The 14,401-nt window shown below is 66.5% G+C and carries 18 protein-coding genes; 1 reads left to right on the top strand and 17 read right to left on the bottom strand.

What is annotated here, in order from left to right:
- Window positions 1–27: 27 nt before the first annotated feature.
- The gene (gene queC, locus C0V78_RS11390; protein ID WP_101797822.1) at window positions 28–720 is read left to right on the top strand and encodes a 7-cyano-7-deazaguanine synthase QueC; all 693 of its coding nucleotides are present in this window, start codon (window positions 28–30) and stop codon (window positions 718–720) included.
- A gap of 118 nt (window positions 721–838) precedes the next feature.
- On the opposite strand, the gene C0V78_RS11385 is transcribed toward queC, so the two are convergent.
- From C0V78_RS11385 to C0V78_RS11310, 17 genes are all read right to left on the bottom strand, one after another.
- Complete coding sequence (locus C0V78_RS11385; RefSeq protein WP_101797821.1) at window positions 839–1,969, bottom strand: OmpA family protein; 1,131 nt, start codon at window positions 1,967–1,969, stop codon at window positions 839–841.
- A gap of 187 nt (window positions 1,970–2,156) precedes the next feature.
- Complete coding sequence (locus C0V78_RS11380) at window positions 2,157–2,618, bottom strand: DUF2793 domain-containing protein (RefSeq protein WP_101797820.1); 462 nt, start codon at window positions 2,616–2,618, stop codon at window positions 2,157–2,159.
- Between the two features lie 19 nt (window positions 2,619–2,637).
- Window positions 2,638–4,821 (bottom strand): phage tail protein, encoded by a 2,184-nt coding sequence (locus C0V78_RS11375; RefSeq protein WP_101797819.1) that lies wholly within the window; start codon window positions 4,819–4,821, stop codon window positions 2,638–2,640.
- 9 nt (window positions 4,822–4,830) lie between these two features.
- The gene (locus C0V78_RS11370) at window positions 4,831–5,229 is read right to left on the bottom strand and encodes a hypothetical protein (RefSeq protein WP_144039884.1); all 399 of its coding nucleotides are present in this window, start codon (window positions 5,227–5,229) and stop codon (window positions 4,831–4,833) included.
- Entirely contained in the window at window positions 5,226–6,047 is an 822-nt protein-coding gene (locus C0V78_RS11365; protein WP_101797817.1) for a DUF2163 domain-containing protein, read from the bottom strand. The genes C0V78_RS11370 and C0V78_RS11365 overlap by 4 nt, the downstream gene beginning before the upstream one ends.
- On the bottom strand, window positions 6,044–8,374 hold the full coding sequence (locus tag C0V78_RS11360; RefSeq protein ID WP_101797816.1) for a DUF2460 domain-containing protein: 2,331 nt from the start codon (window positions 8,372–8,374) through the stop codon (window positions 6,044–6,046). The genes C0V78_RS11365 and C0V78_RS11360 overlap by 4 nt, the downstream gene beginning before the upstream one ends.
- A gap of 11 nt (window positions 8,375–8,385) precedes the next feature.
- The gene (locus C0V78_RS11355) at window positions 8,386–8,970 is read right to left on the bottom strand and encodes a tail tape measure protein (protein ID WP_101797815.1); all 585 of its coding nucleotides are present in this window, start codon (window positions 8,968–8,970) and stop codon (window positions 8,386–8,388) included.
- On the bottom strand, window positions 8,963–9,154 hold the full coding sequence (locus C0V78_RS11350) for a phage tail assembly chaperone (protein WP_254049898.1): 192 nt from the start codon (window positions 9,152–9,154) through the stop codon (window positions 8,963–8,965). Before C0V78_RS11350 ends, C0V78_RS11355 begins: the two co-directional genes overlap by 8 nt.
- Window positions 9,151–9,465 carry a gene transfer agent family protein gene (locus C0V78_RS11345; RefSeq protein WP_101797813.1) on the bottom strand — a complete coding sequence of 105 codons (315 nt, stop codon included), beginning with the start codon at window positions 9,463–9,465 and terminating at the stop codon, window positions 9,151–9,153. Before C0V78_RS11345 ends, C0V78_RS11350 begins: the two co-directional genes overlap by 4 nt.
- Complete coding sequence (locus C0V78_RS11340; protein ID WP_101797812.1) at window positions 9,462–9,869, bottom strand: phage major tail protein, TP901-1 family; 408 nt, start codon at window positions 9,867–9,869, stop codon at window positions 9,462–9,464. The genes C0V78_RS11345 and C0V78_RS11340 overlap by 4 nt, the downstream gene beginning before the upstream one ends.
- A 48-nt stretch (window positions 9,870–9,917) precedes the next feature.
- Window positions 9,918–10,307: a DUF3168 domain-containing protein gene (locus C0V78_RS11335; protein WP_101798333.1), complete on the bottom strand. Its 390-nt coding sequence runs from the start codon at window positions 10,305–10,307 to the stop codon at window positions 9,918–9,920.
- A gap of 5 nt (window positions 10,308–10,312) precedes the next feature.
- On the bottom strand, window positions 10,313–10,483 hold the full coding sequence (locus tag C0V78_RS14960) for a hypothetical protein (RefSeq protein ID WP_158241545.1): 171 nt from the start codon (window positions 10,481–10,483) through the stop codon (window positions 10,313–10,315).
- On the bottom strand, window positions 10,480–11,028 hold the full coding sequence (locus C0V78_RS11330) for a phage head-tail connector protein (RefSeq protein ID WP_101797811.1): 549 nt from the start codon (window positions 11,026–11,028) through the stop codon (window positions 10,480–10,482). The genes C0V78_RS14960 and C0V78_RS11330 overlap by 4 nt, the downstream gene beginning before the upstream one ends.
- A gap of 225 nt (window positions 11,029–11,253) precedes the next feature.
- Window positions 11,254–12,393 (bottom strand): phage major capsid protein, encoded by a 1,140-nt coding sequence (locus C0V78_RS11325; RefSeq protein WP_101797810.1) that lies wholly within the window; start codon window positions 12,391–12,393, stop codon window positions 11,254–11,256.
- Window positions 12,394–12,478: 85 nt separating this feature from the next.
- A complete protein-coding gene (locus C0V78_RS11320) occupies window positions 12,479–12,892 on the bottom strand; it encodes an HK97 family phage prohead protease (protein ID WP_101797809.1) in 414 nt (137 codons plus the stop codon).
- The gene (locus C0V78_RS11315; RefSeq protein ID WP_101797808.1) at window positions 12,889–13,197 is read right to left on the bottom strand and encodes a DUF6127 family protein; all 309 of its coding nucleotides are present in this window, start codon (window positions 13,195–13,197) and stop codon (window positions 12,889–12,891) included. Before C0V78_RS11315 ends, C0V78_RS11320 begins: the two co-directional genes overlap by 4 nt.
- Window positions 13,194–14,396: a phage portal protein gene (locus C0V78_RS11310; protein ID WP_101797807.1), complete on the bottom strand. Its 1,203-nt coding sequence runs from the start codon at window positions 14,394–14,396 to the stop codon at window positions 13,194–13,196. The genes C0V78_RS11315 and C0V78_RS11310 overlap by 4 nt, the downstream gene beginning before the upstream one ends.
- Window positions 14,397–14,401 lie beyond the last annotated feature (5 nt).

Here is a 14,401-nt window from a genome sequence, read left to right as displayed (position 1 = left end):
GACCAAGTGGGCGTCTAGCCGGTGATCATGGAAAATCGCAGCGCAGAGAGGCCTGCAGCCGTTGTGCTGCTATCAGGTGGTCTGGATTCCATGGTCGCAGCCGGCCATGCCCGCGAGGCCGGGTTCAGGCTGTTTGCGCTGACCATCGACTATAACCAGCGTCATCGGCGTGAGTTATCGTCAGCCTCGGCTATCGCCGGCGAGTTGGGTGCCGATCGGCATGTGGTCCTGCCGCTCGACCTGCGGCAATTCGGCGGTTCCGCTCTGACGGACGATATCGATGTGCCGGCATCCGGTGTTGGAGATGAGATTCCGGTTACCTATGTACCGGCCAGAAACCTGGTCTTTCTCTCGTTGACGCTCGCCTGGGCGGAGGCAGTGGGTGCGCGCGATATTTTCATCGGCGTCAATGCTCTCGACTATTCGGGGTATCCCGATTGCCGTCCCGAATTCATCGCAGGCTTTACCGATCTGGCCAACCTGGCGACAAAGGCCGGCGTAGAGGGACGGGGCTTTACCATTCATGCGCCCTTGCAGTTCATGAGCAAGGCCGAGATCGCCAGCGAGGCGTTCCGGCTCGGGCTCGATCCCGCCCTGAGCTGGTCCTGCTATGATCCCCAGCCCGGTGACCTGGCCTGCGGTGTCTGCGATAGCTGCCGCCTGCGCAAGCAGGGTTTTGCCCAAGCTGGCCGTGTCGATCCAATCCGCTACGCGGACTGATTTCGCTCTTTCAGGAATTTGAATCGTTGGCGGACGGGGCGCGTTTGCGCCGGGCATCGCGCAAAGAAAAAGGGGCCGGATTGCTCCGGCCCCCAATTCGTTTGCCTAGCGGCTGAGATCAATTGCCCGAACCCGGACCGTAGTTGATCTCGACGCGACGGTTCTGCAGCTCGCGAACGCCGTCGGCGGTCGGGACGCGCTGGACCGTTTCGCCGAAGGCCTGGCTGGTGATGACACCGCCCGGGACGCCACGGCTGGTCAGGTAGGCAGTGACCGAGTCATTGCGACGTGCCGAGAGGCCCATGTTGTACTTGGGCGCACCCGAGCGGTCAGCGTGACCGGCGAGCATGATCTGCGCACCACCGCAATTGCCGTAAGCCGAGATGGCGTTGTCGAGGATCGACGCTGCCTCAGGCGTGATGTCCGACTTATCCCAGTCGAAGAACACGATGTACGGGCCCTTGTTGCACGGCGGCGGCGGAGGCGGCGGCGGCGGCGGGGGAGGCGGGGGCGGCGGCGGCGGCGGCGGCGGCGGCGGAGGCGGCGGAGCCACCGGTTCTGCACCACCGAAGTTGTAGGTCAGCGAACCCATCAGGCTGTGAGTACGGAAGCGCGTGGACATTGCGCGACCGCCGGTATCGACCATGTCAACGTTGTTCACGTTGAAGAAGCGATACTTCAGACCGACATCCCAGTGATCGTTGAGCGGTGCGCGGACGCCAGCGAGAGCCTGCCAGGCGAAGCCCGAATCGCTGTCGTTGACGATGCCCGGGCCAGCCGAGTTGATCGAGTAGTGAGCGCCGACGCGTGCAACGCCGACACCGCCGCCAATGAAGCCCTGGAGGCCATCATCGGGACCGAAATCGAGCAGGCCGTTGAGCATGAAGCTCAGCGCGTTCGTGTCACCGGCGACGTAGTCGTAACGACCGATGCCCGACTTCAGGCTGGCAACGCTGCCGGCAGCCGGAATGCGGATCGTCGAATTCAGGACGTCCGGATCGGCTTCGCGCCAGCTGGCTTCCGCTTCGAGACGGAACATGCCGAAGTCATAACCGACGATACCGCCGAAATCGTAGCCGTACTTGTTATCGACCTGCATGGCGTTCGCCGTGGTGCCGATATCGTACTTCAGGTCTTCGACGAGCATCGCACCGCCGTCGAGTTCGACGTACCACGAGTCGTCACGGGCCAGTGCCGGCGTGGCGAGGGCAGTCGAAGCCAGCGCCATCCCTATGACCAGTTTCCGCATTACAAATTCCCCTCTTCTTGGAATTGTTGCCACCGAGTGGCGACTGTCTATCGCCTAAGGGTTTGCCGCGCAAGCGATCAAAGCCCCATCCTGTTGCAGGAATGCCGCATTTTCCACGCGTTGGTCAAGAAAATGCATGGCAATTCTCCCAGCATTGGCGGATTTCCGGGACTCCCGCCATTGCTGGTCAGGCAATGGCGAAGATTCCGGCTTCGCGTAGTCTGGCGATCAGTTCAGCGATGGTTGCGCGCGCTTCGATGTCGATCGTGGCACCTCCGGAAGGGACTTGCGGCGCGACTGGCCTGACCCATGCATCGTCCACTCGCCCGATGACCTGCCCGGTCGCCCGATTGGTGATTCGCATACCGTCCACAGGCGCAGAAAACTGCCATTGCCCGAGTTGGCGCAAGGCGATTGCCCCGTCGCGCCCCGCCCATTCTCCGGTCGCGCCGGAACCCACCAGCCAGGCTGTGCCGTCAGGCGCGGAAGCCGGTGGGGACGCAATTTCATCCTCGATGATGCAATGGCAAAGCGCATCGATCCGGACGAGCGCCTCGTTTACAAAAATTTCCTTCTGGGATTGCCCGGCAAACAGCATCGGCAGCGCCAGTCGAGGGGTAACCTGATCCAGGAAAATCGGGTCGGTCATTTCGGTTTCCTCCTGTGTTTCATGCCGTTGCAGCAAACAACAGCGGTTCGGACAGGCCGTGCCTGCCCTGCTGGCGCACCGCGAAATTACCGGCCGGACTTGCCTCGACGAGGCTTGCAAGCAGGCTTGCCGCAATCTCGATCCGCGGTTCGAATACCGTCCAGGCGGCCAACGCGACCCCGGCGGATTCGTAGACCACCTGGTAGCTTTCGGTTTCTTCGTTGAGAGGCAGGTCCACGCCATCCGGCCAGCCCCATGCGCCGCGCGCCCGACGCGTCCAGCGCAGCACCAGCCCCCCGGAGCCATCGCTCGCCATTCGCGGATGGACCGGGCTGAGCGGCCGGCGGGTAATGCCGCGACAGGCGATCTGGCTGATCACCGGCTGGCTTTCGCCGAGGCCCAGGGCAGCAATCGTGACCCCGGCCAGATCACCGACAATGCCCGGATCGAGAGGCACCTGAGTGCCATCGAGCAGGACGAAGCGTTCGTTCACGCCATGGCCGGCGATCACCGCCTCGGTGCCGCCGCGGCCGCGCAGGAAACCCGAGAGCCGCCAATGCCCGTTGCCAAGCGATACCGCCCCGGCAAACTGAACGATCTCGCTGCAAAGCAAGGCGCGATTTGCCCCGAACGCAAGCGCACGTGCATCGGCGGAGGAAAGCGCCATCGTGGGCGAGGCGAGGCGGACCTCGATCTGCGAGTTCCGGTCAAACACGTGCGGAGAGCTTGGAGACAGGACGCCGAGAACTTCGCCAATCGTCGCCCGGGTCCGCCCGCTTGCCCCCAGTGGCTGGAGCTGTCCATCGCCCTGATCGGCAAAGAGCGCAGCACCCGGCCAGCCTGCGGCAGGTGATGAAACGGCGGCGTAGAGCAGCGGACTATCGCCCGGTCCGTTGCCATCCCATGGCAGCTCGAAGGCTTGCAGGATGGTCTCGCCAACAGGCTGGTCGAGCGGCGGATTGAGCCTGCCGGAATCTCCTCCGACAAGGGCGGGTGCGATCGCCGGCGCGCGCCAGAGTCCCAGTTCCAGCCCGGATTCGCGCCATTCCCATTCTTCAACCCGCCAGACGCCGGGCTCGCCCGGAATGGTCACGAGACTGCCGGGAGCAATGGCAGGATCGAGTTCGGCGGTGCGCCAGGAAAGCGATTGCCGCGCCCACCCCGCCCGTTGCGCCGTGCGGGATATGAGCGATCGGGCGTTGCCGGCGGCGATGGCGACCGGAAGGTCGATTGTCGCCGGCTGACCTGCTGCGGGCCGGCCAGGGGCCCGCTGAAGGCCCGGCTGGTAATCACGGTCGACGTCGTAATAGCGCAGGATTTCAGGCCGGGAAGAGGGCTGGGGAAGCCGCTTGCGACTGAAGCCTTGCTGCGCGCCAAAGGCATCATCGGCAACCGATATCGTCGCATCGGACAAGGCCCGCACCGGACTGGCGCCCTCCCTCCCAAGCGAGAGACGATCGCCGCTCACATCGCAGTCGAGCGGAAAAACCGCATCCATTTGACCGAGCAGGTCCGCCAGCGGGCCCTCGCAGGAAATACCTTCAACACCCTCGAGCGGAAGATTGCCGGATACGTCGTCGATGACACCGTCAAGCAGGCTCGAAACGGTGAGTTCGCCCTCGCTGGTGAAGACTTCGAAGGTGAGCGCTGGAATGCGGTTGCCGAAGTCCCCGAGTTGCAGGTCCTCGAACACGACGTAGGACAACCCGCGATAGGCCGGGCATTCACCGGCCCCTTCTGCCGCAACCAGCAAGGGGTCGACCGGCTGGTCGCCGAAGCCGTTGTAAAAGCGGATTTCACCCCCCGCTTTCATGTCCCCCGCAGCCCCCCTCAGGAGATTGCCATCGGCCCAGATCCGTCCGATGCCCTGCAACGGGCGGCTCGACAGCGCGACGGCAAGCGAGGCGGAGTAGCTGTAGGTGGTGTAGGAGGGCTTGCCCTTGCCGCCCCCCTGCTTGTCGCGATGCTCAACCAGGTCGGTGGCCCAGATAATCGTGCCGGGCACCCGCATCCTGCCATGGACCCGGGGAATCGGTGTACCATAGCTTGAGGTCGTGACCGAAAGCTCCTTGAGGCGCGGGCCTTCTCGTCCCGGCGTACCGATGATCGCGCGATCAAGCTGGCGCCCGACCAATGCACCGAGCGCGCCGGCGATCGGGCCGCCGAACAGCGAGCCGAGTGCGGTAAAAAGCAGTGTTGCCATTGTCTTGCCTCAGTCCATCCGCCAGCGGCGGAGCGGTGTGCTTGCGGAAGTGGGGGTGGCGACGACCTTGCGAAGCCCCGCATGGGCCTCGATCCGAATGGCGGCGTCAGGCCCGGTAATCGCAAAATGCATCTGCATGGCCGATGGCCGGAACAGACAGATGTCGCCCGGCAATTCGGCGCCTGGAGCCAAGGCGAAGCCGCAGCTTTGCGCCATTTCGTCCAGGCCATGCCAACGGCCCGTTCGCAAAGCGTAACGATTGGGCAGGCGGGCAGGCCTGCCAATGGCGAGGAGCGATGCCTCGATCAGCCCGATACAGTCGAGGCCCGCTGCCGGATCGCGGCCGTGCAGCCTGAAGGGGCAGCCGACAAAGGCCATGGCGGCGCGGGCCAAAGCCTCGCCACTCATGGATTTGCCACGGGATAGCGGGCTATCAGGTCATTCCCCGGCAAATGCGGTTCGCCCTGGAAATTCACCGCGTTGCCAAACCTGGAGCTGCAGGTCGCAAGGGTCCGGTCGCAACCTTCGCGCAGGCGCACCCGCGTGCCGGTCGGCGGGACGACATCGAGCGGCAGGGAAAGCACGACGCCATTGCCTGAAACGCCGGCAATCTCGGAGCCGGTGCCCGACAGCGGACCATCGAGCCAGCGCAGGGCTCCGGCAACAAGGTCCTGCGTCACCGCTATGCCTTCGAGCGCGATGATGCCGGTATCGAGACCGCAGCCGACAACCCGCGCATCGTGCGTGAAGCGGGCGGCGGAGAGGCCGCAGCCGGGGCCGCAGAAAGCAGCACGGCACGTGGGACTGGTGCGAGGCACGGGATCGCGCTGCAATTCCGCCTTGCGAGAGACAAGATCGGCGTTGAACCGGCCGTCTTCCTCCACCACCTGCCCGATCGCACCGCGATAGAGCACGTGACGTTCGAGGCTGCGCCAGTCGACCAGACCGATCGCAACCCGCGCACCATCGAAGCGTCCTGCGGCAAGGTCTGCCGTGGAGATCGAATCGTGGCTGAGCGCCCCTTCGACTTCGGCACTGTCAGGCTCGAGATCGGCACTGCGGCGGATGGCCGAGGGCAGCATTCCGGGCACGGCCCGGTGCAGCACGCCATCGAACCACAGATCGCCATCGTGGGTGGTGAAACCCAGCGTAACCCCGTCGCGCCGTGCAACGCGCCAGAACGTGGCAACCGTTTCCAGCGACTGGGAAAACCAGACCCGGCTCATGATGCCTCGCGCACTTCGACAACCGGCACGCTCGGCGCTTCCCCGGCGGCAAAGCTGGAGCCCGACACCTGCAGGCTGTCCTCGGCAAAGCGCACCGGCACGTCGAACAGGAAGCCGGCGCGCACTTCGACGCCGCTTGCGGGCGGTGTCTGGAAGGTAACCACACCCAGGGGATCGAGCGTCCAGCCCGTAGCCAGCACCGAGGAGCCAACCTGGACCAGGACGCTTTCGGCAAGCGGCCGGGTGATGCGGCGCAGCTGCGCCTCTGCGCCCTCGCCATACCGTTTTACCAATGGATAGCTGGCCGTTACATCGTCGCCGATGCCAAGCAACTGATCGGCCGGCGTCGGCGTTCCGGTCATTCCGCTGGAGCTGAAATCGGTGGGGTCGCGCAGGCGGAAGCCGCGCGCAGCGCCGCGCCTGGCACGGAAGAAGGCGATCAGTTCGCCCAGTTCCAGTTCGGACCGGATGCCAGGCCCGACATCGAAGCGCAGCCGCGCATTCGACCACAGGCTGTTACGGCGCTCGAACCCGGATGCAGTCACCGAAACGCTGGTCGAAAATTCCGGAATGACCGTGGCATCGCGGCCAAGGGCGAGCGGATAGGCAATATCATCGAAAGCCTGCATGGGGCTGTCCTCCTGCGGGGTGGGCAAGCGCACGAAACCGTCGCGGCAGACCTGCGGCAGGGCCCAGACGAAGACCTCGTGAGCGCTGCGTGCCTGGGCTTCGTCTATGCCCTCGTCGATCGCGAGCCAGAGATCGGGTTCGCGGCCGGCAGGCACGAAACCCGCCAGATAATCCTGCTCGGCCGGTGGATAGCCGAGCCTGTCATTGGCCAGCGCATAAGCGGCGCGGCGCAGGGCGGACTTGCCAGCGGTCAGCCAGTCGTAGTCTTCCAGTTGCAGCCGGTCGAACGCGGGACTGGCCCAGCCGGTCGGAAGGTTTGCGCGCAGGGCTTCAGGTGTCGCCGGATCGAGTACGGTCGGCAGGAAGCTGAGCAGCAAGACCTCTGCCGCTTGCGGTGCGGCAGCGGCACGCACGGCATCGCGCAGCGCCGCAGTCGACGCTGCAAGCAGCGCGCCGGCCTGGTCGAGCAGCGCCTTCTGCGGCGCAGTCAGCGGGGCTGCGAGATCGGCAATTACCGGCGGATTGCCTCCCAAGGCGGCCTTGGCGGCATCATCATAGAGGCAGATCCGTCTCTGCCCGTCGACCCACCACCACGGCTCGCCAATCTGGAAACGAACCGCGGCGCCGGCCTCGCGCAGCATCGTCGCAGCGGCGGCTCCGACCTTCTGCAACCAGGCCATTGCGGCGCTGCTGGCAGGCGAAAGCAGTGCCGATGGCGGATCCCAGCCGGTGCGCGCAGGCGCGCCGTCATGGGCGCGCTGCTGCCAGGCATCAGGGCAATGCTGCGCCAGCAATTCATAGGACAGCGAGGCAATCGGCGAGAGGCCGGCCTCGGTGCAGGCGGCGAAGTAGGCGCGGTGCCAGCGAACGGCAGGGGTGCAGAAAGCGGGCGCTGCCGGGTCCACGAGGAATGCGCCAGCCTGTGCGCTGAGCCTGAAAAAGTGGCTCATGCCCAGGTAGTGCAGCACCGATCCCCGATAACCCAGGCCAATCAGGTTGCGCAGCAGGCGTTGCGGCGTCTGGTTGCAGGCATCGTCATAGGCTGTCGCGCAGGCCAGACCATGCGGCGGCACTACGACATCCCCGATTTCCAGTATGCAGCGCGCACCGGTGCAGGCGATCCCGGTGAGTTCGACCCAGGCTTCTGCCGGAGCCGGCAGCGGGGTGCTGCTTCCGGCGACATAACCGGGAGCGACAAGCGAAATGAAGAGGCGGTCGATCGCAGCCGGGTGGACCGCCTCGCCATAGGCGGCCCAGCCTGCGGCAAGCTCCCTGAACGGCAGGGACACCTGCGCATCGCTGCCCGTGCCCTGTGCATAGTTCCACAGGCGGACGTACCATGTCCGGGCAGTTCCGGCGGCGTCCCGGCCCTCGACGGTGAGCGTCGGGCCGTTGACGGCATCGAGCGCGACGACCCCGGACGAGCGCCAGCGGAAGGAGAGCGTGGCCCCGGTATAGTCGCGGTCGGTCCGATAGGCGAGAAGGGGGTGATCGAGCAGGTCCTCGCTGGACCAGATCAGCCCGGCCAGATCGCCCTCGGTCATGAACACCGCATCGACGCGCAGTGCATCGGGGGCCGATGCAACCACCGAGGCCATCATCGGACGCGGGAAATCTATCGTCCAGAAGCGCGGGTCGAAGCGCTGGATCCAGTCGGTTTCCTGCCCTTCGCGGGCAGTGGCAAGCCAGAAGGCCATGATGGAAATCCTCAGAATTCGCGCAGCGCGCGGCGCACGGCGCTCGCAACCTGCCGGCTGGAGCGCTGCAGGGCCTGACTGGCCGCCGGCCCGGTGGGAGCATTGACGCTGATGGCGATGCGCACATCGCGCGACCCGCCTGCTCCCAGCGCGTTCTCGATCCGGCCGGCACTTGTCGGCACGAACAGTTCGGGGCCGCGTTCACCTACCACATAGCCCTTGCCCGGAGAAACCGGCCCGCCGATCGCGCGGCCCGGCAGGCCGAGCAGGCCGCCGATAAGGCCGCCGAACAGCCCGCCCAGCGTGCCACCACCCCCGCCAGCCGAACCACCCAGCCCGATCGAATCGAACAGGGTTCGCGTGGCCTGAGCAGCAATGTCGTTGATGATGCCAAGCGATATGCGGCGCAGGTCTTCGAAGCCGAAAGTGCCCTTGCGGATCGCTGTGGTCAGTCCGCGTTCAAGGACAGTGCCGGCCTGTTCGAAGCCGCTGAGCAGCGTGCCATCGAAGGTGCCGCGCATCTGCGCGATGTCCTGCGCAAACCCCTGGGTCGAGGCGCGCACATCGACAAGCAGCGTATCGACGGTGTCAGCCATTATCCTGCTCCATCATTCGGGTGAGATCGTTGCGCGAGAGTCCGCCGTCTGCGCCTTGCGGGGCGAGGATGGCGGCAAGTTCTGCAGGGGTTGCGTCCCAGAATTCGGCGGGGTGCCAGCCGAGCATACGGGCGGCGAGCGAACAGAAGCGCAGGGCGGAAGTGCCGAAGCGCCCCTCGCTCACGCCCGGCCCTGGAGGATCTGGGCGAGGAGCGCACGCAGCGGCAGCGCACAGGCGGCAAGGCCGGCCTGAGCCACTGCCTCGCCCACGACCTCGCGGGTCAGTCCGTCGCGGTCGTTCAGGCAATGCCAGAAAAGTGCCGCCATCTCGGCGATCCGCAGCTGCCCTTCACCGGCCCGCTCAACGAGCGCAAAGAGGGGGCCGAGCTCCTCTTCCGCCGCGACCAGCGCCGAAAAGGTCGGGCGCAGCACGCGCGGCCGGCCCGCGACGAGAAGTTCTGCTTCACCCCGCAGCGGGTTTGCGCCCGCACTCACGCGGGAACCACCTCACCCGAGCTCTCCAGCACCAGCGAGTAGTTGCGCTCGCCGTTGTAATCGCCCGAGTAATCGAGTCGCTGGACAAGGAAGCGACCGCGCATCCTTGCGCCGTCCTCGAAGCTGAGCTCGTAATCGTCGATCGTGCCGGCCAGCACGTGGCCGCGGATCTGGTTTTCCGCCTCGCTGCCGAGGAAGATGCCGGCGGCGGAAACGGAGACCTGGCGGATACCCGCCCCGGAGAGCAATTCGCGCCAGCCGCCGGAATCGCGACTGGTGATCACCACGGTATCGCCGGTGATCGACATCTGCGTGGTCCGCAGACCGGCCACGGTGCGATAGACGGGCGGCGTTGCGCCATCGGAAATCTTGAGGAGGAAGGCAGCGCCTTTCTGGGCGGACATGATGGGGTCTCCTTGGGCGGGATTGGGGGTGTCGGGTGCGCGCTGGGATCAGGGCGCAATCAGGCGGAACCGGTATTCGATAAGGATCGCGCGGGTGTTGGCGGCGCGCTGTTCCGCGCGGCTGCGCAGGAACTGGCTGGAGACGATCTCGAAGCCATCCTGTGCGCGAAGCATCGCGGCGATGCGGCTTTCGATGCCGGCAACAAGGGTGCTGGCGCTTTCGGGCCGGTCACCCCGGCAATGCAGTTCCAGCGCCAGACGCACCTCGCGTCCCTGACGGTCCTTGACGCTCCAATCGGCGCTGGCGCTGGCGACCACGGCAAGCCAGGGCAAGGCGGTTCGCGAGGGCGCTTCCTCGACAATGGCGTTCAACGCGGCTGACAGGGCCGGATCGGCGGCAAGCCAGCCGAGCAGTGCGGCGCGGAAGGGCACTTCCATCGGCATCATCCTTTGGTGAAGAGGGGCCAGAGCAGGGCCGAACTGCGCCAGCGCGACGCATCGTTGCGCGCGGCGCGGGCATCAAGTTCGGCGCGTGCTTCGGCCAGGCGCCGGGCCTTGTCGGCCAGCCGGGCGGCGAAGCCTTCGAACGAGGCGGCAGGCCTGGTGGCAATCATGCCAGCCGCAGCCTGCGCCAGGGACGCCAAAGCGCGGCAACCGCGGCGGGCGGATGGGCCTGCCCTGCGTCGCCTTCGCGCTGACGGTAATGATAGGCGGCGAGCCGCACCACACTGTGACGCAGGCCATCGGGCAGCGCCGTCCAATCGGGAGCCAGTCCTGCCGTGAAGCGAACCGCCACGCGGGTGGCGAGCCCGGGATCGACAATGCGGACCAGCCCCGCTCCGTCAGCGGCAAATTCGATCGCGTAGGCGCCCGTTTCCAGGGTCACGCGCGGGCCATCGGCGGGGATCGCCTCTACCGCGGTGATGGCATGGACCGGCCGGCTCTCGATCCGCATCCATTGCGAGGAGACCGGCAGCAATTCCTCGCATTCGCATTCGATCGGCAGGGTGCCAGTGAACCCTTCGCAGCTTTCCAGCGCGGCGAGGATCAGGGCCGCAAGCGTGGCGTCCTCCTGCGCCGTCGTGATTCCGAGCCATTCCTTAAGCTCGGCGAGCGCCTGTGGCGCAAGCGTCGATTGGGCGACGATAACCCGCTTCATGGCGGTCTCCGTTCGTTTGAGTGTGCGCCTGGTCCATCGGGAGCTTGCGGCACCGGGCACGGGCCGTGCCGAGGGAAAGCCGGATGACCTTTCCGCACCGCAGTCAGGCGAAAGATAAGGCGCCCGCGCCTCCCGCGGGGGAAGGGAGCGGCAGCCGCAGGGAGGCGCGGGCGCAAACCGGCCGGGGCGCGAGAGGGGCTGCGCTCGCCGGCCGGTTCAAAGACCTCAGGTGGAGATCTTCAGCAGTTTGATCGCATCCGAATCGAGCACCTGGCCGCCCACGCGCTTGGTGGCGTAGAAGTGAACGAACGGCTTGTTGGTGTAGGGATCGCGCAGGATCGTCGTCGCGGTCCGTTCGGTGATCAGGTAGCCATTGCGGAAGTTGCCGAAGGCGATCGGGAAGGCATTGGCGGCAACGTCCGGCATGTCCTCGGCCTCGACCACCGGATAGCCCAGCAGGCGGGCCGGCTGGCCTTCCATGATGCCCGGCTGCCACAGGAACGAGCCGTCCGCCGCCTTGAGCTTGCGCACCACCGAAAGCGTTGCCGAATTCATCACGAAGACGGCGCCCTGGCGATGGCCGGGCTTCAGTGCGTGGACCAGGTCGATCAGCTTCAGTTCCGGCGCCGTGTCGAAGCCGGTGGCATTGCCGCTGCCGATGAACTGCAGCGTGCCGAAGGCGCGGGTGGCATCGGCGGTGGCCGCAGTCGGCGCGGAGAGGAAACCGCGCGGCTGGTTCGTGCCGGTGCCGCTGACATAGGCGGCCCCTTCGGCGCGGGCGAATTCGGCGGCGATTTCACCGGCCAGCCATTCTTCAAGGTTGAAGGCCGCATCGTCGAGCATGGCCTGGCTTGCCGCCGGATTGGCGTAGAGCTCGCCCGAGGGCGGGACAATTTCGGCGAACTTTGGCGTCTGGGTTTCCGGGCGGGCGCCGGTTTCGCTGACCCAGCCGGAAGCGACTCCGGTGGTGGTCACCAGCTTGCGATAGCCGGCCGTGCCGACCTGGACGACCTGCGCGATGCCGCGGATCGGGCTCATCTTCCTCAGTTGGGCAGAGATGCGCTCGTCGATCTCGCGCGGGACGGCAAAGCCGCCATCGGCCGCGACCGCGCCGGACAGCGATTTCACCTCGGCTTCACGGCCAAGGCGCAGGTAGCCATCGACGAAGCTCTTCACCTCGACCGAAGGCACCGGCGCGGCACCGTCGAGCACCGGGCGGGCAGCAGCGCGCGATACCTTGTCGAGGCGCGACTTTACGTCCTCGACATCGGTGCGCAGGCCTTCGATTGCCGCATCGCAGGCATCCTGGCGGGCGACGATATCGAAGGAGGTGTCGAGCGTATCGACAGGGACAGGGGTATCCATGGGGCAGTTCACCTTTCACGAAAAAGACCGCAATTCCCCATGGGAAAAGGGGTTGGCGGCCGGACTGGTTGGAGCGGAGGGGAGGCTATTCGACGAGATGGACCCGGGCGCCGTGCTGCATCGGGTGCGTGACGAGGCTGACTTCGAACAGCAGCAGGTCGGAAAGCTCGCGGCCGATGCCGTCATTGCGGGCGGTGCGGACGCGATAACCGAAAGACAGGCCGGTGACCGAGCCGCGCTTCAGCGCGGTGGCCGCCCCGCCTACGGGGTTGTCGATGCGGGCAAGCACGCGCAGGCCGCGCTTGTCTTCGGCGATCTTTTCGATCCAGCCGATGCGCAGGTCCGGCCGGTGCTGCCACAGCAGCGGGTAAGGCGCGGACCGCTCGGCCAGACTGCGGGCGAAGGCGCCGGGGGCAATGACATCGAGCCCCGCATCGCGCCTGCCGAACAGGGCGGCATAGCCGGCGAAACGCAGGGCCGTGGGCGCGGGTTCAGTCATGACAGCATCTCCGAAAATCCGAGGCGATAGGCGAGGCCGATGAGCAGCAGCGCCGCCGCGCCGCGCAGCGCCCAAGAAACGAAGGCGCGCCAGGCGGAGCGCTTGGCATCGCGCCAGGCGGCGAGCAGTTCGCGCAGCTCGGAAAGGTCCTCGTGCGCCTTGGCATCGTCGAGGCCCATGCGGGCCAGCACGCGCACCGCGCCCAGCTCGCTCGATTCCTCGACAATGGCGCGCAGGGTCACCAGGTCGGCGCCGGTGCTCGCGGCCTGGGCAATCAGGCCGGCAAGCATGTCTTCTCGGTTCATGTTTTGTTCCTTGAGCGGGTGGGCTTCGCGGGCGCTTGGGCAGCCTCCGCGTCGGCATCCGCGCGCGGGGGCAGGCCCAGCAGGGCACGCTTTTCATCGGACGAAAGGAAATCAGCCGCGCTGACCTGCGACCACAGCCGCTCGCGATCCTCGGCCAGGGCAGGCACGCGATCGAGATCGACGGCCAGCTTTTCGTCGGCAAACCAGGTCTTCAACCCCTCGCCCAGGGCGCCCAGCAGCTTGCCGGCCAGCGGCAGCAGCGTCAGCCGCCAGAGAGCGCGGTTGGCCTCGCGGTAATTGGCATAGGTCGAATCGCCCGGCAGGCCGAGCAGCATCGGCGGCACCCCGAAGGCGAGTGCAATATCGCGCGCCGCGGCAGCCTTGAGCGTGGCAAAGTCCATGTCCGCCGGCGAAAGCGACAGCGACTGCCACTTCAGCCCGCCTTCAAGCAGCATCGGGCGCCCGGCATTGTCGCGGCCGGAGAAGGCATTGGCCAGTTCGGCTTTCAGACGGTCGAACTGGTCGGCAGTCAGCCCCCCTGCATCGCCCGCATCATAGACCAGCGCGCCGGACGGGCGGGCGGAATTGTCGAGCAGGGCGCGGTTCCACAGGCTCGCGGCATTGTGGATCGCCACGGCCTGATCGGCAGCAGAAAGGCAGCCGGCGCCATAGTGATCGTCCACCGGATGGAAGTGGCGGATGTGGATGACGTTGGGGCTCGCGTCCTCGTCCAGCACCGGGATCGTCAGCACGTTCTCGCCGACGCGATAGGTCCAGGCCGTGGGCCAGCCGTCGGCGCCAAGCTGGGCGCTCATGCGTTCGGGGCGCAGGGCGAAGAGTTCGATCGGCCGCCCGCGCCCGTCCTTGACCACCTGCGCGAAGGCATTGCCATGCAGCACAAGCTGCGCCGCCAGGGTTTCAAGCAGGGGCTGCCCGGCACTGGTTTCGGAAACCAGCGCCGCCAGTGCGGGATCGACAGGAAGCATCGGTGCCTGCCCGATCGATTCCGCCACCAGCCGCACCGCGCGCTGGGCCACCGGATTGTCGAGATAGGCCCGCCGCACCGCCCCCTGGTATTCGAATGGCGCGCGGGCGGCATGGGCCTCGGCAAGGATCCACGGAGAAGTATAGGCGCGCGCCAGCGGCACGCGATCACCCCCGCCCTTGAAGGCGGCGGCAAGCGTCTGGAGGAAGGACATGGGGG

It is taken from the genome of Novosphingobium sp. TH158 (assembly GCF_002855555.1).
Taxonomy (GTDB): Bacteria; Pseudomonadota; Alphaproteobacteria; order Sphingomonadales; family Sphingomonadaceae; genus Novosphingobium.
This window is presented reverse-complemented; position numbering and strand designations above follow the sequence as displayed.